General features: G+C 60.8%; 22 protein-coding genes. 7 read left to right on the top strand and 15 right to left on the bottom strand.

What is annotated here, in order from left to right:
* Positions 1–236 precede the first annotated feature (236 nt).
* Positions 237–647: a group III truncated hemoglobin gene (locus Mhypo_RS10650; protein WP_119341274.1), complete on the top strand. Its 411-nt coding sequence runs from the start codon at positions 237–239 to the stop codon at positions 645–647.
* A 543-nt stretch (positions 648–1,190) separates the two neighbouring features.
* On the opposite strand, the gene Mhypo_RS10645 is transcribed toward Mhypo_RS10650, so the two are convergent.
* Positions 1,191–1,412: a DUF2905 domain-containing protein gene (locus tag Mhypo_RS10645; RefSeq protein ID WP_119341273.1), complete on the bottom strand. Its 222-nt coding sequence runs from the start codon at positions 1,410–1,412 to the stop codon at positions 1,191–1,193.
* A 3-nt stretch (positions 1,413–1,415) separates the two neighbouring features.
* A complete protein-coding gene (gene era, locus Mhypo_RS10640; RefSeq protein WP_119341272.1) occupies positions 1,416–2,312 on the bottom strand; it encodes a GTPase Era in 897 nt (298 codons plus the stop codon).
* 57 nt (positions 2,313–2,369) lie between these two features.
* Between era and dprA the strand changes: the two genes are divergently transcribed.
* Positions 2,370–3,383 carry a DNA-processing protein DprA gene (gene dprA, locus Mhypo_RS10635; RefSeq protein WP_119341271.1) on the top strand — a complete coding sequence of 338 codons (1,014 nt, stop codon included), beginning with the start codon at positions 2,370–2,372 and terminating at the stop codon, positions 3,381–3,383.
* A gap of 75 nt (positions 3,384–3,458) precedes the next feature.
* Here the strand turns inward: dprA and Mhypo_RS10630 are convergent, their stop codons facing one another.
* From Mhypo_RS10630 to ispH, 5 genes are all read right to left on the bottom strand, one after another.
* Positions 3,459–4,292, bottom strand: coding sequence for a hypothetical protein (locus tag Mhypo_RS10630; protein WP_240637198.1), 834 nt, complete (start codon positions 4,290–4,292; stop codon positions 3,459–3,461).
* A complete protein-coding gene (locus tag Mhypo_RS10625) occupies positions 4,285–5,613 on the bottom strand; it encodes a HAMP domain-containing sensor histidine kinase (protein WP_240637195.1) in 1,329 nt (442 codons plus the stop codon). Before Mhypo_RS10625 ends, Mhypo_RS10630 begins: the two co-directional genes overlap by 8 nt.
* Before the next feature lie 3 nt (positions 5,614–5,616).
* Positions 5,617–6,273 (bottom strand): response regulator transcription factor, encoded by a 657-nt coding sequence (locus tag Mhypo_RS10620; RefSeq protein ID WP_119341270.1) that lies wholly within the window; start codon positions 6,271–6,273, stop codon positions 5,617–5,619.
* Between the two features lie 147 nt (positions 6,274–6,420).
* The gene (dusA, locus tag Mhypo_RS10615; RefSeq protein ID WP_119341269.1) at positions 6,421–7,437 is read right to left on the bottom strand and encodes a tRNA dihydrouridine(20/20a) synthase DusA; all 1,017 of its coding nucleotides are present in this window, start codon (positions 7,435–7,437) and stop codon (positions 6,421–6,423) included.
* A 26-nt stretch (positions 7,438–7,463) separates the two neighbouring features.
* Positions 7,464–8,492 (bottom strand): 4-hydroxy-3-methylbut-2-enyl diphosphate reductase, encoded by a 1,029-nt coding sequence (ispH, locus tag Mhypo_RS10610; RefSeq protein ID WP_119341268.1) that lies wholly within the window; start codon positions 8,490–8,492, stop codon positions 7,464–7,466.
* A gap of 102 nt (positions 8,493–8,594) precedes the next feature.
* Between ispH and Mhypo_RS10605 the strand changes: the two genes are divergently transcribed.
* The gene (locus Mhypo_RS10605) at positions 8,595–9,164 is read left to right on the top strand and encodes an NUDIX domain-containing protein (RefSeq protein ID WP_119341267.1); all 570 of its coding nucleotides are present in this window, start codon (positions 8,595–8,597) and stop codon (positions 9,162–9,164) included.
* Between the two features lie 2 nt (positions 9,165–9,166).
* Here the strand turns inward: Mhypo_RS10605 and Mhypo_RS10600 are convergent, their stop codons facing one another.
* From Mhypo_RS10600 to Mhypo_RS10570, 7 genes are all read right to left on the bottom strand, one after another.
* Positions 9,167–10,675: a carboxypeptidase M32 gene (locus Mhypo_RS10600; protein ID WP_119341266.1), complete on the bottom strand. Its 1,509-nt coding sequence runs from the start codon at positions 10,673–10,675 to the stop codon at positions 9,167–9,169.
* Positions 10,676–10,699: 24 nt separating this feature from the next.
* Complete coding sequence (locus Mhypo_RS10595) at positions 10,700–11,548, bottom strand: carbohydrate ABC transporter permease (RefSeq protein WP_186814664.1); 849 nt, start codon at positions 11,546–11,548, stop codon at positions 10,700–10,702.
* Complete coding sequence (locus tag Mhypo_RS10590; RefSeq protein ID WP_119341265.1) at positions 11,538–12,419, bottom strand: carbohydrate ABC transporter permease; 882 nt, start codon at positions 12,417–12,419, stop codon at positions 11,538–11,540. Before Mhypo_RS10590 ends, Mhypo_RS10595 begins: the two co-directional genes overlap by 11 nt.
* 615 nt (positions 12,420–13,034) lie before the next feature.
* Entirely contained in the window at positions 13,035–14,306 is a 1,272-nt protein-coding gene (locus Mhypo_RS10585) for an ABC transporter substrate-binding protein (protein WP_119341264.1), read from the bottom strand.
* Positions 14,307–14,930: 624 nt separating this feature from the next.
* On the bottom strand, positions 14,931–16,289 hold the full coding sequence (locus Mhypo_RS10580; RefSeq protein ID WP_119341263.1) for an NAD(P)(+) transhydrogenase (Re/Si-specific) subunit beta: 1,359 nt from the start codon (positions 16,287–16,289) through the stop codon (positions 14,931–14,933).
* A gap of 65 nt (positions 16,290–16,354) precedes the next feature.
* Positions 16,355–16,648: an NAD(P) transhydrogenase subunit alpha part 2 gene (locus Mhypo_RS10575; RefSeq protein WP_013014151.1), complete on the bottom strand. Its 294-nt coding sequence runs from the start codon at positions 16,646–16,648 to the stop codon at positions 16,355–16,357.
* Positions 16,648–17,775, bottom strand: coding sequence for a Re/Si-specific NAD(P)(+) transhydrogenase subunit alpha (locus Mhypo_RS10570; RefSeq protein ID WP_119341262.1), 1,128 nt, complete (start codon positions 17,773–17,775; stop codon positions 16,648–16,650). The genes Mhypo_RS10575 and Mhypo_RS10570 overlap by 1 nt, the downstream gene beginning before the upstream one ends.
* A gap of 151 nt (positions 17,776–17,926) precedes the next feature.
* Here Mhypo_RS10570 and Mhypo_RS10565 point away from each other — a divergent pair, with 151 nt between their 5' ends.
* The 3 genes from Mhypo_RS10565 (at position 17,927) to Mhypo_RS10555 (ending at position 20,570) form a co-directional block, all read left to right on the top strand.
* Positions 17,927–18,670, top strand: coding sequence for an SDR family NAD(P)-dependent oxidoreductase (locus tag Mhypo_RS10565; RefSeq protein ID WP_119341261.1), 744 nt, complete (start codon positions 17,927–17,929; stop codon positions 18,668–18,670).
* 114 nt (positions 18,671–18,784) lie between these two features.
* Complete coding sequence (locus tag Mhypo_RS10560) at positions 18,785–19,792, top strand: aldo/keto reductase (RefSeq protein WP_119341260.1); 1,008 nt, start codon at positions 18,785–18,787, stop codon at positions 19,790–19,792.
* A gap of 130 nt (positions 19,793–19,922) precedes the next feature.
* Positions 19,923–20,570: a TapB family protein gene (locus Mhypo_RS10555; protein WP_119341259.1), complete on the top strand. Its 648-nt coding sequence runs from the start codon at positions 19,923–19,925 to the stop codon at positions 20,568–20,570.
* Here the strand turns inward: Mhypo_RS10555 and Mhypo_RS10550 are convergent.
* Complete coding sequence (locus tag Mhypo_RS10550; protein ID WP_119341258.1) at positions 20,567–20,899, bottom strand: hypothetical protein; 333 nt, start codon at positions 20,897–20,899, stop codon at positions 20,567–20,569. The genes Mhypo_RS10555 and Mhypo_RS10550 overlap by 4 nt on opposite strands.
* Positions 20,900–20,917: 18 nt before the next feature.
* Between Mhypo_RS10550 and Mhypo_RS10545 the strand changes: the two genes are divergently transcribed.
* Positions 20,918–22,099, top strand: coding sequence for an MFS transporter (locus Mhypo_RS10545; protein ID WP_119341257.1), 1,182 nt, complete (start codon positions 20,918–20,920; stop codon positions 22,097–22,099).
* The last annotated feature ends 113 nt before the right edge of the window (positions 22,100–22,212 follow it).

The following is a 22,212-nucleotide window of genomic DNA, read 5'->3' as shown; positions in this document are numbered from 1 at the left end:
TTCCTCCTGTGCGGGGAGTCCTGGCCAGGATGCTCCATAAACAAGGATGGTTGGGCTTGATGGCAGTCCGATGGCAGCCGCATGAAAAAATCAAGAAGATGAGCGTCCGGCACCCAAATCTCATGGCCGAGCAACCCACCATAACGGGGTAAGCCTGCATTAACTTTCCTTGGGTTTAATCGAATCGGGGCTTTGCTCACTACAGCCGGGCCGTTCTTTGGCCTAAGGTTAGGTCTGTGAACGACATAGCCTCCAGAGCCGACCTCGCCGTAGTGGTAGACAGCTTCTATGCCAAGGCCCTTCAGGACGAACTGATTGGCTACTTATTTGAGGGCCTGGACTTGATGAACCACCTGCCTGTCATCCATGACTTCTGGGAGAACATCCTGTGGCATACCGGCGCTTACAGGGGCGGCATGATGTACAAGCATCTACTGCTAAACGCCCGCAAACCGCTCAAACTCGAGCACTTCCAGCGCTGGCTCGAGCTCTTCACCCAGACCATAGACGAGCACTACGCGGGCCCCAACGCCCAGACCATGAAGCAGTTCGCCTACTCAATCGCCAACACCATGTACAGCCGGATCTCCCAGCAGAATGCCATCCCGCTGGGGGTTCAGGACAGCCCCCCCAAACCAGCAGGCTGAGCGGGTTCTAGGAGATTTTTACCGCTCACAACAAAACATTCGGCCATCGGGAAAAGGGCGTGGTTAAGGTCTTTCGCTGCCCCGGAAGGCTCGTATTCATGGAAAACCCTATCGCGCCCTTCACAGACGTTGACGTTGCTGCCCATCCGGGCGGCAACTGTTCTGTCAGGGACAGGGAATTCTAATACCAGATTCGGTTAGTTCGTCACCCTATGGTGACGAACTAACCCGACCGAAGTTATCCGCGTAGCGGAGGGCGATACCGCCCCTTGGAAGTTATCCGCGTAGCGGAGGGCGATACCGCCCCTTGGAAGTTATCCGCGTAGCGGAGGGCGGTACCGCCCCTTGGAAGGGAGACGCTTTCTTCGCCGACCGACAGTGAAGGGCCATCGGCCCCCGGCTAGCGCCGGTACTCAAGGGAGGGGTGTGCTCTAGGATTAAAAAAGACAGCCTCTGGTGTTTTTGGTTTTGTAAACTGTCTTTTTGAATCCGGTATAAATTCTCGGGAGGCTCGCTTTATGTGAAGAGCGCTCTAATCTGGTTCTAGCGAAACCAGCGAAGCAGCAGGTTGAAGAGCAGGCTCAGTCCCACACTAACAAGCACCATCGAGGTAAGGGGAAGGTAGAAGCGAAATCCCTCCCGCTCGATGCGAATATCTCCCGGCAGGCGACCAAACCAGCTCAGCAACCCAGGCGCATACAACCAAACCAGACCCAGGGCCACCAGCAAAAGGCCCAGCCCCAGCAAAAAGCGCCCGACCTCCATGCCTCAATGGTAGCCCAGCTCCCGCAGGGCTTCGGGGTCTTTGCGCCAGTTAGGGTACACCTTGACCTGCAGGTCGAGGTAGACCTTGTGCGCCAAAAATACCTCAAGCTGCTTTCGTGCTGCCGCCCCAATCTCCCGCAGCATCCGTCCGCCCGCCCCAATCAGGATGGGCTTGTGGTTCTCACGCTCAACGTAGATGTTGACCTGAATATAAAACATGCCGTTGTCCCGGAGCTCGAATTCCTCGGTTTTGGTAGCAATAGAGTAGGGTATCTCCTCCTTGAGACGCTTCATGGCCTCTTCCCGCACAATCTCGGCGGCCCATTCCTCGGGGGTCTGGTCGCCCTTGGCGTAGTCTTCGGGGAAGAAGAAAGGGCCTTCGGGCAGCAGGGCCAGTACCTCATCGCGCAGGGCTTTGGCGTCGCGTTCGTTCTGGGCCGATATCATGCGGGTTTCCAGCCCTGGCAGCAGTTCAGCATAGGCTTGCAAGGCTGATTCGGGATACTTGGCCGCATCGGCCTTGTTGCCCACCAAAAAAATCGGCACCTGCCCCTTCAGGGGGCGCAGCGCACGGGCAACCAGCTCGTCCTCGTGGGTGGGGGGGTGGCGCAAATCCACCAGCCAGAGCACCACGTTGACCTCGGCCAGCGCCTCGGTAATCTGGCGGATCATGTACTCGCTCATGGCATCGGCGGCTTCGTGCCAGCCAGGGGTATCCACGAACACAATCTGGCGGTTGCCCTCGGTATGGATGCCGCGCACCCGCTTGCGGGTGGTCTGCGGTTTGGGGCTGATGGGGGCGATCTTCACGCCCAGCATGGAATTGACCAGGGTGGACTTGCCCACGTTGGGCTTGCCCACCAGGGCCACAAAGCCGGAATAGGTGGTTCCTTCATTCACCGCTTTAGTATAGATGAACCTCCAGGCTCTCCCCCATGCGCTATCCTGATGCGAGCTATGTCCGACCCCCTGGCCCTTGCACTCTCTCCCCAGGTTGGCCCCAGCCGCCTGCAACAAGCCCTTGCTACCGACCTAAGCGTGGAGGCCGTGGCCGAACTGCTGGGCCGCGAGATTGCCTCCGGCTACGCCAAAACCTTACAGGAGGGCCGGGCCGTGCAGGAGCGTGAGCAAGCGACCCGGCTGGGTCTGCGGCTGATTGGGCTGTGGGAGCCGGCCTACCCCGAGGTGCTGCGGCACCTCGAGAGCCCCCCTATGGTGTTGTACCTGAAGGGGGAACTACCGCCTTCCGAGCGCAACATTGCCGTAGTGGGCACCCGCAAAGCCAGCCCCTGGGCCACCGCCTGGACGCACAAGGTAGCGCGCGAACTGGCCGAGGCCGGCGTGGGGGTTATCTCGGGCCTGGCCCTGGGCATCGATGCCGCCTCGCACAAGGGCGCTTTGGAGGGGGGCGGCTACACCCTGGGGGTGCTGGGCAGCGCCATGGATCGCTTCTATCCTCCCCAGAATCGCAACCTGGCCGAGCAAATGAACGTGCTCTCGGAGTTTCCCCTGGGAACGCCCCCCCAGGCCGGACTGTTCCCCCGGCGCAACCGCATTGTGGCCGCGCTGGCCAAAGCCGTACTGGTGGTGGAGGCCGGGGAGAAAAGCGGCAGTCTGATTACTGCCCGGTTTGCCGCGGAGCTGGGCCGCGACGTGCTGGCCGTGCCGGGCCGCCCCGGCGACACCTTCTCGCTGGGTTGTAACCGGCTGATTCAGGACGGCGCCGGGCTGGTGGTGAACACCGAGGATGTGCTGAATGCGCTGGGGGTACGGGCGCCGCAAAAGCAAGCGATACAGCTCGAGGGCCCCCAAGCCCAGGTCTACCGGGCCTTGCTCGAGCTCTCCGAGGCCCTACCCGACGACCTCGCCCAAACCACCGGCCTCTCCACCGCCGAGACCCTCTCGGTGCTGATGCTGCTGGAGCTCAAGGGATTGGCGCACAGCAACGCGGGGCGCTACCGCCCGATCTGATTTGCTGTTTGATCCAGGGCGCTGGCCTGTTACCAATCTTTACGGGCCCTGTTCCCCGACCCCTGACCTCTTTTCTTACGGGAAGGCCTTTACCGAAGACCAGGCCAGTCCTTGCGCCCCCACCGTGCCCAGCAGCTCGTACCAGCCGGGCTTGAGCCCTGGCGGAATGGGAAAGCTGGCCGGAAGGGCCCGGAACTTGTTGCCATCGAAGTAGGCCACCACCCGCACCTGGTTTTGTTCGCCGGCGGCACGCAAGGCCAGGAAGGGATCCGAGCGGCTACTGGAAAGCCAGGCGCTTACGTGTTGGTACTGCGAAGCCCCCACCAGGCTGGCGGGGCCTTGATAGAAGGCCCAAGGCACGGGGCTATGCAGCTTAACTTCGGTAGCGACAAACACTTCGCCCTCCCAGAACCCGTTGGCCTCGAGCCACATGCCCGGAATGGCCAGGCTCAACCAGGGCGAGCTACTCTGAATGCGCACATTCCCCGAGATGACCTGACCAGCGGCGCTTACCGTCACCTGGCCCATGTAGCTGCGGGGCTGGCGGGCGCTCGAGGGGTTGAGATTGGCGTTGGAATTAGGATTGGGGCTCGGGTTATCGCCGCTCTTGTTACTACCGCCCCCGCCGCTGTTGCCCCCGTTGTTGCCACTGTTTCCATTCCCGCCGCTGTTGCCGTTGCCCCCGCTGTTCCCACCTCCGTTACCGTTGCCCCCGCTACTCCCACCTCCGTTACCGTTTCCATTCCCATTACCGTTGCCATTGCCGTTCCCGTTGCCGCGCTGCACGAGGACAGGCCCATCGGGCGCAAGGTCGGGCTGGCTGCTAGCCGGGACACTTACGGCCAGCACCGGAGGGGCTGCCAGAACCAAGGCCATCCACAGCCAAAACACCAAGCGCAGACTACGCACGTTTCACCTCGAACCTTGGCAGGCTCAGGATGGCCTCCAAGCCACCCCCCGCCCGGTTGCGAAACTCGAGCCTGCCGCCCAGTAGGATCGCGATGTGCCGAACCAGGGCCAGTCCCAGCCCCATCCCCTCCACCCTGGGCTGCAACCGCAAGAAGGGATTGCCCAGGCGCGGCAGGTCTTCTTCCCGCACGCCGGGCCCCCGGTCAAGGATGTGGATGTGGATCATGGCTTCCTGCCGAACTTCAATCTGTACAGGCTCCGGGCTAAACTTGAGCGCATTACCCACCAGGTTGCCCAGGGCTTGCTGCAATAGCTCTTCGTAGCCCAGCACCCGGGCCTCCAGGTCTCCCTCCAGGGTAATACGCGACCGCTCTTCTGGATTAAAGTTTTCCACCACCGAGCGTAACGTTAAGCCCACCTCCACCGGCTGGGGGTCTCGCTGGGGGCTGCGGGTCAGGGCCAGCAAGCCCGCCAGCAGGCGCTCGAGGCGCTCGAGGCTGGCCTTGATGGGCGGCAGCGATTCCTCGGGGGATAGCAGCCCTTGCTCTAGGGCTTCTATCTGCACCCGCAGCGTTGCCAGGGGGGTACGCAGCTCGTGGGAGGTGTAACGGGCGAAATTACGCTCCCGCTCCAAAAACCCTTCTACCGCCTGGGTCATGCGATTAAAGCTTTTGGCCAGGTCGGATAGCTCATCCTGGCCCGGCGGCACCGGAACCGGCTTGGGAAAGCGCTGTTGCGCAATGGCATGGGCGGCTTCGGTCAGGTGGCGTACAGGGCGCATCAGATAGCCAAACAGCAGGTAGGCCGCAACCAGGGCCAAGAGCAGCGAGAGCGGCAGGGCCAGCAGTTCGGTGCGCCAGAAAGCCTGTAGGGCCTCGTTTTGGCTGCGGGTCTCGAGGGCCGCCTGCAGCACAAAACCCTGCTCCAGCAAACGTTCTGTTTTCAGCCAGCCCGCGGCTTCGGTGGGAAAGCGCCCGCCGATTTCCAAAAACACCTGCTCGGCCCGCAGCACCCGAAACCGGCTGTTGCCGAGTTCGGCCAGCCTGGGCAGGCGGCTCGGGTCGAGCAGGGCCTGCTCGGGGGTAATTATCAGGGCCTGTTCTACCGCATTGGTCACGGACTCGAGGTCCTGACGGGCCTCTCGACCCAGGGTGTCCTGAAAGCGTACAAACCCCAGCCCCCCTACCAGCAAGGCCGTCAGCACCACCACCGCCGACAAGCTGAGCATCAGGCGGCTGCGAAAACCGCCCAGCAGCCCCCCCCGAGGCTTGGGCAGGGGCATCGGAATGGCCGGGACGGTTTTGTGCGGCAGCACTCGCATCGGTCAGACTCCCAGAACGTAGCCCCCCGGCAGGGTGGCAATTACATTCTCCCCCAACTTCTCCCGTAAGCGATGTACATATACCCGCAGAATCCGGTGGCCCGACTCGGTGTTGGGAAATATCTTCTCCAGCAGTTCGTCCACCCCAAAAACCCGCTCGGGGTACAAAGCCAGCCGCTCCAGCAGGGCAAATTCCTTATCCGATAAGGAAACCAGCCGCTGGTTCCAGTACACTTTGCGGCTGGCAAACTCTATCCGCAGGGGGCCGCGCTCGAGCACTGTCTGGCGGGTAGTACCCCCCCGCCGCAGCAGGGCCCGCACCCGCGCCAGGAACTCCTCGAGGGAAAAGGGCTTGACCAGATAATCGTCCCCTCCTATGTCCAGCCCCAACACCCGGTCCTCCACGGTGTCGCGGGCAGTAAGAAACAAAATGGCCCCACCGTAGCCCCCCTGGCGGAGTTGCTCGGCCAGACGAAACCCCGCATCGTCCCCCTCCGGGAGCATCACATCCAGGGCAATCAGGTCAGGCTCGAGTTCGTCTACCAGCTTCTGGGCCTGGGCGGTGTTATCGGCCCACTCCACCTCGTAGCGCTCGCGTCGCAGCAGGGCTACCAGGGGCCCCGCCAGACCGGCTTCATCCTCTACCAGTAAAATCCGCATGTTTGACCCTTTGATTCTATACGCTTGTGTCGGCGGGCCGGTTGGGTCATCGCCCACCCCAGCCTTTGACCTTCCGGACTGCATTAACCAGCCTAGAACCAAGTGGTAAACGGGATATTAACAATCTACATACAGGGTTTTGCGCTGCTACACGAGGGCTTTTTCCTTGCCCGCCCCAATTTCGCTTTGTACCTGCTCTAAGGCCTCTTGCAACACCTGGACCCCGGCCCCCCGCCGACAGGCCCGCTCGGAAAGCCACCTGCGCCACAAACGGCCTCCGGGCTGCCCTTTGAACAGGTTGAGCATGTGCCGGGCGATGGCCCAGAGGGGCGTGCCCTGCTCGAGCTGGGTCTCGGCATAGCGCAGCATGGCCTGGGCGACCTCGAGGCGGGTAGGAGCATGGGCCAGCCCAAATAGCCTGGAGTCGGCTCGCTCAAGCACGAAGGGGTCTTCGTAAACCGCCCGCCCCAGCATGACCCCATCCACCCGCTTCAGGTGTGCCTCCACTTCATCCAGCGTTCGCACCCCACCGTTGAGCACAACCGTCAGGTGGGGGAAATCCTGCTTGAGGCGGTACACCCACTCGTAGCGCAGGGGCGGAACGGTGCGGTTTTCGGCAGGCGACAGCCCCTTAAGGTACGCCTTACGGGCATGGATGACAAAAACCTCGATGCCCACCCCGGCCAGTTTTTCGATGAAACGGGCCACGTAGCCGTAGTCCTCCAGATCATCGACCCCCAGGCGGTGCTTGGCCGTAACCGGAATCTTCACCGCCTGCCGCATGGCGGCCATGCAGTCGGCCACCAGGTCGGGCGAAAGCATCAAGCAGGCCCCAAACCCACCCCCCTGCACCCGCTCGGAGGGGCAGCCCAGGTTCAGGTTAATTTCGTCGTAGCCCCATTCTTCCCCTATCCGAGCGGCCTCGGCCAGCTTTTCCGGCACCGAGCCCCCAAGCTGTAAGGCCACCGGGTGCTCTTCGGGGTTGAAATTGAGCAGCTTGGGGCGGTGGCCCAGCAAAATGGACTGATCCACCACCATCTCGGTATAAAGCCGCGTCCGCCGGGTAATCTGCCGCAATAAATAGCGAAAATGCCGGTCTGTCCAGTCCAGCATGGGTGCGACAGTCAGCAGGTAAGGGCTTTGCTGAAGGAGGGGGCTGTTCATTGCAGCTTACGAAAATTTTCTGGCGTCTAGGCCCGGCTGGCCAGAACTTCCTGGGGCGATACCCGCCTGGGCTCACGGAATTCGATGTCTTCCCACTCCCCTTCCTCGATGACCTCGAGGGCCGGGTTCTGCTGCTTGAAGTAGGCCACCACTTCCTGCACCAGGTCGTCCGGGGTGGAGGCCGCCGAGGTGATGCCTATGGCCCGCACACCCTCGAGCCACTCGGGCCGCAGGTCTGCAACAGTATTGATGCGCTCGGCCCGCCCTACCAGGCTTTGGGCCAGCTCCAGCAGGCGCATGCCGTTGGAGGAGGTGGGGCTGGTCAGCACCAGGAACATATCCACCTGCGGCGCAATCTGCTTGACAGCATCCTGGCGGTTTTTGGTGGCGTAGCACAGGTCGTGGCGGCTGGGGACGACCAGCTCGGGAAAGCGCCGCTTGAGGATGTCAACAGTAGCCAGGGTATCATCCACCGAAAGGGTGGTCTGGGTCAGCACCACCACCTTTTCAGGGTCGGGCACCTCGACGGTGTGGGGGTCGGCCAGGCGAGGATCACGGCCCACATGGGTATGTACGGCTACCAGAATGGTGTTCTCGGGGGCTTCACCGCGGGTACCTTTGATTTCCTGGTGATCCGCAGAGTCACCAATTAGCAGAATGGTATAGCCCTCGCGGGCATAGCGCTTGGCCTCGCTGTGAACTTTGGTTACCAGCGGACAGGTAGCGTCAATCTGGTACAGGTTGCGCTCCGCCGCCTCGGTTCGCAACCAGGGGGGAATCCCGTGGGCTGAGAAGACCACAGTTTCGTTCAGTTTTTTACCCGTGCTGGCAAGCTCAGAGCGCAGTTGTTCGACCTCGGCCAGGTCTTCGACAAAATGCACACCGTGCCGTTCTTGCAGGCGTTTGACCACCACATCGTTGTGAACGATGGCATGGTAGACCACCAGTTCGCCCTCGTCGCGCAATTCCCTAGCCGCCTTCTCTACGGCCTCGATGGCCATGACCACCCCGGCACAAAAACCCCTGGGCTTGGCCAGAAAAATTTTCTCCACCATACCGAGAGCTTACCTTAGCACAGGGCGGTCGGCGGCTATGTAAGTTGATGCCAACAAGAAACGGGGCAAATTCAACCGCGCAGATTATGGTAGTTTTCTTGCATGCAGCAAGAGTTACTGGAGTTGGCCCAGCGCTTTGGCAGACCTTATGAAAACACCCAGAATCTGGGCTCAAACTCCTATTTAGCGATTAGCAGAACCCGTATTGCGGAAGTCTGTCTGGTATACCAGCGACCCAGTGGTAAGTTTCTGACTATCACCAAACCCTTCTATCCTGCTGGGATCTACCGCTTACCCACCGGAAGCATATTGCCCGGTGAATCGGTGCTGGAGGCCCTCGAGCGCGAAAGTTGGCAGGAAACCGGACTACAAGCCCAAATTCTGCGCTATCTGGCCCACATTACCTATCAACACAACGAAGGCCGCCTGTTCCATAGCTACGTTTTTCTGCTGGCCGCCGAAAGCACCCCACGCCCACAGGATCACCTCGAGCAAATCAGCAATTTTCGAGAGGTTTCCGCGCCGGGTCTGCTGGAAATTGCCCTGAACCTCGAGGGCCTACCCCCCCATTTTTCCAAAGAACTGGGCGCTACCTGGGCCGACTGGGGTAAGTTCAGGGCGGTAGTTCATCAGGTCGCTGCTCAGGCACTTACCCAGCATCAGGCTATTTGAGGTCACAGCGCATACAGCATTCCAAATTTGCGGTTCAGATACTCCACCAGGTACTGCGGGTTGAGATCTTCGCCCGTCACCTGCTTTAGCAGGTCGCGGGGCCAGTAGCGGCTCCCCTGGTGATGAATCTTTTCCCGGGTCCAGTTGAGCAAAGGCGCAAACTCGCCTCGCTCAAACTGAGCTTCCAGCGGCCCCAGGTCTTTTTCGGCTTGCGCAAACAGCTGCGCCCCATACAGGTTGCCCAGTGAATAGGTAGGGAAATAACCAATCAGTCCCGCCGACCAGTGCACATCCTGCATCACCCCATCCCGAATTTCAGGTGCACGAACCCCCAGATAGGCCTGGTACTTGGCATCCCAGGCTTCGGGGGCGTCGTCTATATCCAGCTCACCGCGCAACAAAGCCAGCTCGATCTCAAAGCGAATAAGGATGTGCAGGTTGTAGGTTACTTCATCAGCCTCCACCCGGATCAAGCTGGGCTCGACCGCATTGATAGCGAAATAGAAATCTTCCAGACTTACATCGCGCAGCGATTCAAAGCGCTGCTGGGCTGTGGGCCAGAAGTAGCGCCAGAAGCCCAGGCTACGCCCCACCAGGTTTTCCCAGGTGCGGCTTTGCGACTCGTGCATGCCTAGGGAGATTTCGCTCCCCATGGGCGTTCCAAAATGTTCGGCCAGCAAGCCCTGCCCGTACAACCCATGGCCCATCTCGTGCACAATGCCAAAGAAACCCGCGTTGAAGTAATCCTCAAAGTAGCGGGTGGTCAGGCGCACATCGCCAGGGCCAATCCCCTGCATGAAGGGGTGGGCTACTACATCGAGTCGCCCGGCTTCCAGGTCGAAGCCAATTTTACTAATGACCTCCTTACCGAAAGCCTCCTGGGCGGCCTGGGGAAAGCGGCGGCGGAGCACCGAGGTATCGGGCCGGCGCGAGCTACCCTTAATACGCCCCAGCAACTGTACGGTGGCCTCACGCAACTGCCCAAAGGTGGCCTCGAGCTGCCGGGCTGTGGCCCCCGGCTCATACTGGTCGAGCAAGGCATCGTAGCGTTCCTCTTTGTAGCCTATGGCGTCGGCGGCCTCGCGGGTCAGGGCAAAAATCTTCTTTAGCACCGGCTTGAAGCCTTGCCAGTCGTTTATGGGACGGGCCTCTTGCCAGATGGCTTCTCCCTCGCTGGTGGCCTGGGCCAGCTCTACGGCCAGACGCTCGGGAATTTTAGTCTGCAGGTCGTAGGCCCGCCGCCACTCCCGCACATTCACCGCCTCCACCGACTCGGGTGGCCCCAACCAGTCCGAACCCTCCACGATGGCGAGCATCTCCCCAATGCGGGGGTCGGTAGCCCGCTGGTGCAGCAGCCTGGCCAGCGTGGCCTGCATCATGGCGCGGTGGGGGTGGCCTTTTTTGGGAATATAGGCCGCCTGATCCCAACCCGCCAGTTTGCCAAACGAAGCCAGATAGGCCGTCTCTTTGCTGTGTTCCAAAAGCCAGCGGTATGCATCCTGGGCAGTCATACCGGCCCATCATATGCCTTTTGACTATCCCTTGACTGCGCCCGCCGTCAAACCCGCCACAATGCGCTGCTGGAAGACTAGCACCAGGATCACCAGCGGCACCGTCACCACCACCGAAGCCGCCATAATCGAACCCCAGGGGATCTCGAAGGGGGTAGCCCCACCAAAGGAAGCAATGGCCACTGGCACCGTCCGTACGTTATTGCCGATGGTAAAGGTCAGGGCAAAAAGGTACTCGTTCCAGGCGGCAATAAAAGCCAGCAAGCCAGTAGTCACCAGACCGGGGCCGGTAAGGGGCAGCATGACCTGGAGCAGGGTCTGGATGGGGGTGGCCCCGTCCACATAAGCAGCCTCCTCGAGCTCCCGCGGCAATCCGCGAAAATAGCCCGTCAGCACCCAGACCGTAAAGGGCAGGGTAAAGAGCAGGTACGAAAGAATCAAACCGGCATGGGTATTGAAGAGGCCCGTCTCGCGCAGCAACACAAACATCCCCGAAAGTACCGAAACCTGGGGGAACATGGTCATGGCCAGCACGATGTAGAGCACCGCATTCTTGGGAGGAAAGCGCAAGCGACCCAGCGCATAGGCCGCCATTACGCCCAACACCAGACAAATCAGGGTAGCCCCCCCGGCCACAATCAACGAGTTGAGCAGGTTGCGTCCAAAGGCGGCCCCACTGAACACGTTCTGGTAATGGGTCAGGGTGAAGGGAATCGGTAAAAAGCTGGGATTGGAGCTGAAGAGGGCATCGCTGGTCTTGAAACTGCTGATGACCGCCCAGTAGAACGGAAACACGCTGTATATAACGATAAAAACCACCAGCGCGTAGAACAGTACCCGCCCTGCGTAGTAACCCAGACCTTTAGTCCTCACCGCGCACCCCCCGTCCGGCTACGCGCATGTACAAGAACACAAAGATGAAGATAATCACCAGGATGGCCACCGAAACCGTGGAACCATAGCCCAGATCCTGAAAGTCAATCAGGGTCTGGCGGTTGTAGATGGCCAGGCTTCGGGTGGCGGTGTTGACCCCTACCATCACAAAAATCACGTCGAAGACCCGCAGCGCATCCAGGGTACGGAAAATAAGGGCCACCACCAAAGCTGGGGTCAGGAGCGGCAGGGTCAGCGTCCAGAACTGCTGCCACTTGCTCGCGCCGTCAATATCGGCGGCCTCGTAGATGTCACTGGGAATGAGCTGCAAACCCGCCAGGAGCAGCAAAGCCATAAAAGGGGTGGTTTTCCAGACGTCCACCGCCACCATCGCCCACAACACCGTGTTGGGGTTGGCCAGGAAGGCAATCTTGTTAGCCACCAGGCCGGTGTTGACCAGGATTACGTTAATCACTCCGTAGATGTCGTTGAGCATCCACTGCCACATCTTGGCCGAGACCACCGTGGGGATGGCCCAGGGAATCAGGATGGCGGCCCGCACGATACCGCGCCCCTTGAAGTTGGAGTGGATCACCAGGGCAATGGCCAAACCCAGCACGGTCTCGAGGAAAACCGAAACAAAGGTGAATCGCAGGGTGTTCCAGAGAGCCCCCCTAAAATCGGGGTCCTGGAGCAAAAAAAGATAGTTCTTGAAACCCACAAACTCGGTGGGCTCTACAAACGAGATGTCGGCCCGGTGAAACGAGTAATAAAATACCTGGGCCAGCGGATAACCTGCCACAAAGGCCACTACTAGCAGCGTGGGCAAGACTAGCAGCCAGGCCAAGCGGGTTTGCCGAACAGTGAGCATCTATATCCACCTCCACCCTAGTGCACCGGTAACATATTTTGCCGCATGCTTTGAAGCACGTTGATTACCCAAAATTGCGATGTGCGGCTCATTGAGAGGGACTGCTGCTTATACCGAGTTCCTGGTTACCGGACCACTAGCTGACCTTCACAAGTAGCTTGGCGAGATTGTTCCAAGACACAGGTACTATATCGGTTCAAGTGGCTGAATTCCAAGATTCGCCAAACATGCATCGTATGCCCATACCACAACAACCAATAGCTATACGCGAAATGCCAAATCCAGCCACTTATACCGGATTCAAAAAGACAGTTTACAAAACCAAAAAAACTGTAGGTTGTCTTTTTGAATCCTAGAGCACACCCCTCCCGAACGGTCAGCGAAGAAAGCGTCTGCCTTCCAAGGGGCGGTATCGCCCTCCGCTACGCGGATAACTTCGGCCCTGTTGATTCGTTACCGTTCGGTAACGAATCAACCGAATCTAGTATTACCCACAAAGCAAGACCTGCGGCTTGGAAAGGTGCATTGGCGCTTTTGAAAGGCTTCACCCTTTGCTACGAAAGAATGGGGCCGGATATCCGACCCCATTCCCTAACAAGGCTGTGACTCTGCAGCCTAGCGCAGGATGCGCCGGAAGGCGGCTTCCATGTCCCGCACGGCCTGGGCGGCGGGCTTACGCCCGGTGATGGCTTCGTGTACACCAGTCCAGAAAGCTTCGGAAACCTGGTTATAGCGAGCCCCGGCTACGCCCGAAGGACGACCCACGGCGTTCTGGAAGACCGGCAGCAGGTCTTTGAAGAAGGCGTTCTTGGCCAGCACCTGGGCATCGTTGTAGAGGGCCGGGCGGGTGGGCAGACGCGACAGGCTGATGGCGTTGTCTTTTTGCACCTCCACGCTGGTTAGGTATTTGACCAGGTCGGCAGCCACTTTCTGGTTTTTGGAGTAGGTAGAAACCATAAGCTGCCAGCCACCCAGAGTAGCGGCATTGCGCCCGCTGGAGCCTGCCCCACGGGGCAGCACGGTCACGCCAATTTTGCCCCGCACGGCGCTACCTTCACTTTGACCCAGGCTGTAGGCATAAGGCCAGTTACGCATGAAGGCAGCGTTGCCCGACTGGAAGGCGTTGCGGGCCTCTTCTTCGGCGTAGCTGGTCACACCTGGAGGCGAAATGCGGCCTACCCAACTGCGCACCATGTTGAGGGCGGCAATGGCCTGGGCGTTGTTGATGCTGACCCGGCCATCGGGCTCAACGATGCGACCCCCGCCCATGGAGAAAATCCACTCGAGGGCATCGCAGGTCAGGCCCTCATAGGCTTTCCCCTGCCAGACAAAGCCCCAGAAGTCACGGTTACCTGCCTGGCGTTCACCGGCTTGGATGCGGGTGGCTTGCTGGTCGAGCTCTGTCCAGGTTTGGGGCGGACGCTGGAAGCCATATTTCTGCAACAGGTCGGTGCGGTAGTAGAGCAGGCCCGCGTCGGTGAAGAAGGGGATTGAGGTCAGCTTGCCACGGATGGTGTTGTTTTCCACGATGCGGGGGAAGAACTGGCTCAATTCAGCTTCGGTGAAGAACTGCTTGAGGTCGGCAGCGTGGGGCGCAACAATACCAGGCCAGATTACATCGATCATGTACACGTCCACGTCGGCGCTGCGGGCTGCCCAGTATTGCTGGTACAGGGCCAGACGGTCGTTGGTATCGGCAGGCGAGTCAATGTACTCGATTTTGTTGCCGGTCTTCTGGGCCCACTCCTCCGACTTGGCCTTCATCCAGCGGCCACCCTCGCCCACCGCGGTCGAGTCACCCGCCACGCGAATGGTCACACCTTGGGCGAAGGCCAGCCCGCCCACGGTCAGGGTCAAGGCCAATACGCTTATTAGCCACTTCTTCATGTTTCCTCCTGTTTCTTTGGAAGTGCTTCCATGCTTATCCGAACAACACCAAGAAAACTATATTGCCTTTTGGAAGAACTTCCTCCGGGAAGTCTATATCAGTCATTCCTCACTGTCAACCCAATACCAATCCGTAAGAAATAGCGCAGGAACAATAAATTTGAAAAAACCAGGCCGTTCACCTTAGACCCCCCTGGCCATTCGCAGAACCAAAGCAGTCAAGACAGCCTGCTGGGCTTTTTTTTGTCAACTGTCTTTTTGAACCCGGTATAGTCCCATAGAAAACTCGACTGAAACTGATCGCGCACTTCACAGACGAGTCCGCCCGCGAAAACGAGAGGTGATAAAGAGACCTGCTTCACCCTGCTGATACGCTTTCTTTGCCGTGAAGCGGGTTGGCAGGCTGGTCTGCGTTGCGTCTGGACCCAGATAGCCCAGGCGTATGCTATGCAATCAAAAAGTGGGCCGGGCCCGGCCCACAGATGCTGGGTTTCGGGTTTCCAGGCGGCCCCTGCTATGGTCAAGGACCAAGGGTTCTTAATCTCGGATAGCTCGATTCTTGTGAAACGCGCTCTAACTTCCAGGCGCGGGCCGGTGTCGGCCCACACTGGGAGTACCTTTTGTCTATAGTTTCTTGAGCGACTGCACCAGTTGCCCCAGCACCCCCTGGGCATCGCCGTAGAGCATCCGGGTGTTGTCGGCGTAGAACAATTCGTTTTCCACCCCGGCAAACCCCTTGCCCTGGCCGCGCTTGATGACAATGGCGTTCTTGGCCTTGTCCACATCCAGGATGGGCATCCCGTAGAGGGGGGAGCCCTTGCGATGGGCGGCGGGGTTGACCACGTCGTTGGCCCCAATCACCACCGCTACGTCGGCCTGGGGGAACTCGGGGTTGATGTCTTCCAGATCGTAGAGCTTATCGTAGGCCACCCCGGCCTCGGCCAGCAGCACGTTCATGTGGCCCGGCATCCGGCCCGCCACGGGGTGAATGGCGTACTTGACCTCGATGCCCTTGGCCTCGAGCACATCCGCCACCTCGCGCAGCTTGTGCTGGGCCTGGGCCACCGCCATCCCGTAGCCCGGCACAAAGATGACCTTGGAGGCATAGGCCAGCATGACCGCCGCATCTTCCAGGTCAATGGGTTTGAGGCTGCCCTTCACCTCGCCAGCTTCCTGCTCGACGCCAAAGCCCCCTACCAGCACACTCCAGAGGCTGCGGTTCATGGCCTTCGCCATCAGCAGGGTTAGCAGCGTGCCCGCAGCACCCACCACCGTGCCGGCCACAATCAGGGCCGCATTGCCAATGGCGAAGCCTTCGAAGCCCACCGCCAGGCCGGTAAAGGCGTTGAAGAGGGAGATTACCACCGGCATGTCCCCCCCGCCAATGGGCAGGGTCATGAGCACCCCAAAACCCAGGGCCAGCAAAAAGAAAAACAGAATCGAGGGCCCCGGCTGCGAAAAGAGTACCCATACCGCCAGCAGCAAAGCCCCCACCCCTACCCCCGCATTGACCAGCTTTTGGGCCGGGAACTGTACGGGGCGGCTCGACATGAGCCCCTGGAGCTTGGCGAAGGCAATCAGGCTACCGGTAAACGAAACCGAGCCAATCAAGGCACCCAGGATGGCCAGCAACTTGAGCCCCTGGGCCTCGCCAAACTCCCCTCGCAAAAGCTCCACCGCCGCAATGGCCCCGGCAGCCCCACCGCCCATGCCGTTGTAGATGGCCACCATTTGGGGCATATCGGTCATCTGCACACGCTTGGCGGCAATCCAGGCCACCGCCGTACCGATGACAATGGCCACCAGCATCAGAAGCTGGTTGTGCATGTTGGGAAGCAGAAAGGTAGCCAGCGTAGCCGCCACCATGGCCACCCCAGCCCAGACCACCCCACTGCGGGCGGTATTGGGCGAGGACATGCGCTTGAGGCCCAGAATAAACAGGAACGCCGTCAGGAAGTAGATAAGCTCAACAAAGTTTTCCATAGCGACAAATAGCATTGGGCGATAACCAGTAAGCCCACAGAAGGCTCGCTGCTATCGGTTGTGCGCTATTGGCCTCCTTTCGGCTTGCGCTCGAACATTTCCAGCATTCGTTCGGTTACGGCGTAGCCGCCCGCAGCGTTGGCAGCCCCCAGGATTACCCCGAAGAAGCCGATGGCCTGCTCGAGGGGCGTCTCGGCGTGGCCCAGCACCACCATGGCCCCTACCACCACAATGCCGTGAATAAAGTTAGAGCCCGACATCAGGGGGGTATGTAGAATCACCGGCACCCGGCTAATTACTTCGTAACCGGTAAAAGCCGCCAACAAAAAGATATAAAGCGCAGCCCAGGTCGAATCCATTACGCACCTCCGATGAGCGCCTTGGTCGGCGCATGGGTAATCTCGCCTTGGTGGGTCAGGAGCGCTCCGGCCAGAATTTCATCGCTCCAGTCGGGCGCGAGTTGACCGTCTTTGATCAGGAGCTTGGACAGATTGTAAAGGTTTTTGGCATACATCTCGCTGGCGTGCACCGAGAGCGCACTGGGCAGGTTCAAAGGACCCACAATCTTGACCCCATTCACCTCGACCGTCTTGCCGGGCTGGGTCTGCTCGCAGTTGCCCCCCGACTCGGCGGCCAGGTCTACAATTACCGCCCCCGGATGCATGCGCTCGACCATGTCCTTGGTAATCAGGATGGGCGCGTTGCGACCCGGAATCTGGGCGGTAGTGATTACGGCATCCATGTTGCCCACTTCTTTGGCCAGGGCTTCGTGCTGGATTTTCTTTTCTTCCTCGGTAAGCTCGCGGGCATAGCCCCCTTCACCCTCGGCGCTGATGGGCAGCTCGATGACCTTGGCCCCCAGCGACAGGGCTTGCTCGGCTGCCGCCTTGCGGACGTCGTAGGCCCAGACATTAGCACCCAAACGACGCGCCGTAGCAATGGCCTGCAGGCCTGCTACGCCCACCCCCATTACCATCACTTTGGCCGGGCGGATAGTCCCCGCTGCGGTAGTGAGCATGGGGAAAAAGCGGCTGCTCTCGCGGGCCGCAATCAAGGCCGCCACGTAGCCGGCCACGGTGGCCTGGGAAGAAAGCACATCCATGCTCTGGGCGCGGGTAATTCGGGGAACGAGTTCCATCGCCAGGGCCGAGAGTTTGCCGGTAGCCATAGCCTGCACCCGCGCCGGGCTGCGGTGGGGGTACATGAGGCCCGCCACAATGGTGCCGGGCTCGAGCTGTACCAGATCCAGTCGCTCCAAAGGTTGTACGGTAAAAACCACCTGCGCACCCTTGAAAAGCTCTTCCCTGGACACAATCTCGGCCCCCACGTTTCGGTACGCCTCATCGGAGTAGTACGCTTCGGCGCCCGCACCAGCCTCCAAGCGCACACCCCAGCCTTCCTTGATCAGACGGCCCGTAACCTCCGGTGTAAGCGCCACCCGGCGCTCGCCCGGAGCGGTTTCTTTGGGCACTGCGATTTGAACCATTCGACCTCCTGTAAAACGTGCCGCAGTTTGGTATACCTACTCCGCAGGGAAGTATACCAGTGCAGGGCTACTGAGCAACGTCCCGACGCCGAACATTGACCCCACTTCCGGTTGCTCAATACAATCACTTTTGTTCAGATAAGGAGTGCTTGTGGATTTCCAGGGGAAAGTTGTAGTCGTGACCGGGGGGGCCTCGGGTATGGGCGAGGCCTCGGCCCGGGCCTTTGCCAAAGCTGGGGCCCGGGTGGTGATCGTGGATCGCAACCAGGAGCGGGCCGAGCAGGTAGCCAGGGAAGCAGGCGCTCTGGCCTGGGTGGGGGACGTGAGCGATTCGGCCTTTTGCAACCGCGTGGTGGCCGAAACCCTGGCCCAGTACAGCCGACTGGACGTGCTGGTCAATGCGGCGGGCATTATTGTGCGGGCCCGCGGCGAGGACACCACCGATGAGCAGTGGAACCGCATCCTGGGGGTAAACGTGAGCGGCACTTTTTTCATGTGCCGGGCCGCCATTAAAGCCATGAAGCCCCAGGGCAGCGGGGCCATCGTCAACTTTGGCTCCATCTGGGGCGACCTGGGGGCCGACGGGGTGGCAGCCTACTGCGCAAGCAAGGGGGCTGTACACAACCTGACCCGCGCCCTGGCTTTGGAGCACGCCAAAGATGGCCTGCGCATCAACGCGGTCTGCCCCGGCGAGGTCAACACCCCCATGCTCTTGTCCGAGCGAAAAGAGCCGGTCACCCCCGAACTCTTGCAACGCCTGGCCGATACCGTGCCGATGGGCCGCCTGGCCGACCCAGCCGAGATTGCCGAGGTGGTGCTCTTTCTGGCCTCGAGCAAGGCCAGCTACATGACCGGCTCGCTGGTGCTGGTGGATGCCGGCTTTGCAGCCCGGTGAGGGCTGGCTGGAGAGCCGCCGGCCCGCCATCGTCGAATATGGCTTGGTTTCGATGTCCTCTTGCTACAGCCTGTTACCAGGTGCATCTGTGCATAACACATAGGAGAGCTATCCATGGAATACCGCAATCTGGGCCGAACCGGCGTCAGGGTTGCACCACTGGCCCTGGGCACCGACAACATCTTGAACCCCACCCCAGAAGCCGAGGCCAGGAAGATGATCCTGCGGGCCCTCGAGGCCGGCATCAACCTGATTGACACCTCCAACAGCTACATGCAAGGCGAGGCCGAGCGGGTGATTGGGCTAACCCTCAAAGAAAGTGGCCTGCGCGACCAGGTGCTTATTGCCACCAAGGCCCACTACCCCACCGGCCCCGGCCCCAACGACCGGGGAAACTCGAGGCTCCACCTGATGCGGGCCTGCGAGGACTCCCTGCGGCGGCTGCAAACCGACTATATTGACCTCTACCAGCTGCACCGCCCGGTCTTCGATATGCCCATCGACGAGACCCTATCGGCCCTGACCGACCTGGTGCGCCAGGGCAAGGTTCGCTACATCGGCAGTTCGACGGCCCCGGCCTGGAAGGTGCTGGAGGGCATTCTGGTCAGTGAGCTGAAAGGCTATGTGCGCTTTGTTTCGGAGCAGCCGCCCTACAACCTGCTGGATCGACGCATCGAGAACGAGCTGGTTCCCATGGCCCAGGCCTACAACCTGGCCATTCTGCCCTGGTCGCCCCTGGCCATGGGGATGCTGGCCGGACGCTACGCCGACGAGGAGCTCCGACCGGAAGGCTCGCGCGCCAGCCTGCGCGGGGGGATTTACGCCGAGCGGGTCTCGCCCAGGGCGGTGCAGATGGGCAACCGTTTTGTGAAGCTGGCCCGCGAGGCCGGCTACGACCCCGCGCAACTGGCCATTTTGTGGGTCAAGGATCAGCCGGGCATCACTGCGCCCATCATCGGGCCCAAGAGTTTAGAGCAGCTCCAGCACCTACTACCGGTGCTGGACATGACCCTGCCGGAGGATATTCGAGCGGCCTGCGACCGGCTGGTACCCCCGGGCAGCGCGGTGGCCAACTTCCACAACTCGGCCCCCTGGATGAAGATGCAGTTGGAGGTAGGCTGAACCTTCGGGGTGGGCCTGGTGCCTGCATCCGCTCGAGACCCCCCGCCCGCAAGGAGGGCTCGAGGGCCCGCACCAACCATAACGCCCACATAACGCCCCCTTGGCTATGCTGTAACAAAAGGAGCCTGCTATGCGAAGCATCCTCGGTATTCTAGCGTTGGTGGTTTTGGGCACAGCCGCCTGGGCCAGGTGTGACCATCCCTTCTATCCGGTGCGCGAGGGCTGGGTCTGGACGTACCGCTCGAGCCTGGACAATAGCACCTATACCATCCAGACCCTGGAGGTCAAAACAGACAGCTTCATCCAGCGCTTTACCTTTACCAGTTTCGGCTTCGACAGCCGCTGGACGTGCGACGCCAAGGGCCTCACCCAGCCCACGTTCGCTCAGTCTGGCCAGACCGGCTTGCAGATGAAGTTCAAAACCCGCAAAGCCACCGGGGTGGTACTGCCCCAGAACCTACGGGTGGGAAGTAGCTGGAACTACAGCTATGAGGTGAGCGGGGAGGCCCAGCAGGGCAACCAGACCATCCAGATGGAGCAGACCCTCAACACCACCAACAAAGTGGTAGGCCAGGAAAGCGTGAGCGTGCCTGCCGGACGCTTTACGGCCCTCAAAGTGGAGAGCACCCAGATCACCCGTGGCACCATGAAGATGGGAGGCCGGAGCAGCCCCCTGAACCTGACCGTGAAAAGCACCTCCTGGTACGCCCCCAGCGTAGGGCTGGTAAAAAGCCAGAGCGAGGGCGTGGTCATCGAGCTGGTGAGCCTGAAGCGCTAGGCCCACCCCAGCGCCAGCCAGGCCCATACCCCCAGCGCGAACAGGGCCGCCAAACCCAACAGCACCCTAAACACCCACACCAGGTAGCCAGCCCCAAAAAAGAGCACGGCCCCCACCCCTGCCATCCAGGCAGCGGCCACCGAGAGCTGGCGGGCCACACCCTCCAGGAAGCCCGGTAAGTCCACCCGAACGCGCATCAGGTTTTTTTCCAGGTTGGGGTCAATGGTCTGGTTGGCCAGGGTGAAGGCCAGCCAGGCCAAAAGCACCCCCAGCACCACCAGCAGACCGCCCAGGAGCTCGAGCCAGACCGAGGTCACATTGCCTTTCATGGGGGTAGGATACAGGACATGTCCGCCGCCGTTCGGGTTTTCATCATCCTGCTTTTAGCCTACTTTCTCTCTTACTTCTTCCGCGCGACCAATGCGGTCATCTCGCCCGACTTACGGCGTGACCTGGGCCTTGGCTCAGCCGAGCTGGGCCTGATGACCAGCCTGTTCTACCTCACCTTTGCTGTGGCGCAGTTGCCCCTGGGGGCCTTGCTCGACCGCTTCGGGCCGCGCTTTGTGCACCCGGCCCTGATGCTCGTTGGGGCCGGGGGTGCGCTGCTGTTTGCTGGCGCGCAGGATTTCCTCAGCCTTTCGGTGGGCCGGGCTTTGCTGGGCATCGGCTTTGCCGCCGCTTTGATGGGGGCTTTGAAGGCTTTTTCGCTGTGGTTCCCGGCCCACCGCTACGCCAGCATCAGCAGTCTGTATGTGGCCCTGGGCGCCTCCGGGGCCATTGCGGCCTCGAGCCCCCTGGCCTGGCTCAAGGAGCAGATCGGCTGGCGGAGCGTGTTCGAATGGGGCGCCCTGGTGATTGTGCTGGTAGCGCTGGTAGTCGCCGTGGGGGTGCGCAATGCCCCGGGAGGTGTTGTGCTGCCCCAAAGCACCCAGGTGAGCCATGCAGGGGTCATCTGGAGCAACCCCGACTTCTGGCGCATGGGCTGGCTCAACTTTATGTTGGGGGGCGGGTTTCTGGCCTGGCAGACCCTGTGGGGCGGCGATTTTTTGTTCAAGGCACGGGGCATGGGGAGCCTCGAGGTCGGCAGCATCCTTTTTGCCTTTTCGCTGGCCGCCCTGCTGGGCTTTCTGCTCTGCGGCCCGCTGGCCGACCGCTTGGGCCTGCCCAGGGTGCTGCTCTCGGCGGGCCTGGCCTTCACGCTGGGGCCGCTGCTTCTGGCTTTGTGGCCGCAGATGCCCGTGGCACTCTTGTACGCGGTCTACCTGCTCATGGGCTTTACCGGTGCCTTTAACATCCTGAGCCTGGCCCAGGCCCGGCTTACCTTCCCCACCGAGCTCACCGGGCGGGCCGTCACGGCCATCAACTTTATGGGCTTCATGGGGGTCTTTTTGCTCCAGTGGGGTATGGGCATCGTGCTGGGGCAGAGCAGCTACAGCACCGCTTTGCTGGTCTGGTCGGCCCTGATCGCGCTGGCCATCCTGGCTTACCTACCCCTGGCAAAGGCCCCGCATCGGGCAAGCAGTCTTTAGCCAGTTTTCATGCCCCCTGCAAGTGCAAACGGTATGCTGGCAGCATGAATCGCACCTTCTGGCTTGGCCTGTTAGCCCTTGTACTCACCGCCTGCCCCAACCCCCCACCGCCC

It is taken from the genome of Meiothermus hypogaeus (assembly GCF_003574035.1).
Classification (GTDB): Bacteria; Deinococcota; Deinococci; order Deinococcales; family Thermaceae; genus Meiothermus; species Meiothermus hypogaeus.
Note: the sequence above shows the minus strand (reverse complement) of the source record. Positions and strands in the feature narration are given on the sequence as shown.

Bases quoted from the DNA above. Each gene is read 5' to 3' on its own strand.
- Mhypo_RS10645 (WP_119341273.1), bottom strand. From the start codon at position 1,412: ATGGAGGTCGGGCGCTTTTTGCTGGGGCTGGGCCTTTTGCTGGTGGCC.
- dprA (WP_119341271.1), top strand. From the start codon at position 2,370: ATGTCCGACCCCCTGGCCCTTGCACTCTCTCCCCAGGTTGGCCCCAGC.
- Mhypo_RS10625 (WP_240637195.1), bottom strand. From the start codon at position 5,613: ATGCGAGTGCTGCCGCACAAAACCGTCCCGGCCATTCCGATGCCCCTG.
- Mhypo_RS10620 (WP_119341270.1), bottom strand. From the start codon at position 6,273: ATGCGGATTTTACTGGTAGAGGATGAAGCCGGTCTGGCGGGGCCCCTG.
- dusA (WP_119341269.1), bottom strand. From the start codon at position 7,437: ATGAACAGCCCCCTCCTTCAGCAAAGCCCTTACCTGCTGACTGTCGCA.
- ispH (WP_119341268.1), bottom strand. From the start codon at position 8,492: ATGGTGGAGAAAATTTTTCTGGCCAAGCCCAGGGGTTTTTGTGCCGGG.
- Mhypo_RS10605 (WP_119341267.1), top strand. From the start codon at position 8,595: ATGCAGCAAGAGTTACTGGAGTTGGCCCAGCGCTTTGGCAGACCTTAT.
- Mhypo_RS10600 (WP_119341266.1), bottom strand. From the start codon at position 10,675: ATGACTGCCCAGGATGCATACCGCTGGCTTTTGGAACACAGCAAAGAG.
- Mhypo_RS10590 (WP_119341265.1), bottom strand. From the start codon at position 12,419: ATGCTCACTGTTCGGCAAACCCGCTTGGCCTGGCTGCTAGTCTTGCCC.
- Mhypo_RS10585 (WP_119341264.1), bottom strand. From the start codon at position 14,306: ATGAAGAAGTGGCTAATAAGCGTATTGGCCTTGACCCTGACCGTGGGC.
- Mhypo_RS10580 (WP_119341263.1), bottom strand. From the start codon at position 16,289: ATGGAAAACTTTGTTGAGCTTATCTACTTCCTGACGGCGTTCCTGTTT.
- Mhypo_RS10575 (WP_013014151.1), bottom strand. From the start codon at position 16,648: ATGGATTCGACCTGGGCTGCGCTTTATATCTTTTTGTTGGCGGCTTTT.
- Mhypo_RS10570 (WP_119341262.1), bottom strand. From the start codon at position 17,775: ATGGTTCAAATCGCAGTGCCCAAAGAAACCGCTCCGGGCGAGCGCCGG.
- Mhypo_RS10560 (WP_119341260.1), top strand. From the start codon at position 18,785: ATGGAATACCGCAATCTGGGCCGAACCGGCGTCAGGGTTGCACCACTG.
- Mhypo_RS10555 (WP_119341259.1), top strand. From the start codon at position 19,923: ATGCGAAGCATCCTCGGTATTCTAGCGTTGGTGGTTTTGGGCACAGCC.
- Mhypo_RS10550 (WP_119341258.1), bottom strand. From the start codon at position 20,899: ATGAAAGGCAATGTGACCTCGGTCTGGCTCGAGCTCCTGGGCGGTCTG.
- Mhypo_RS10545 (WP_119341257.1), top strand. From the start codon at position 20,918: ATGTCCGCCGCCGTTCGGGTTTTCATCATCCTGCTTTTAGCCTACTTT.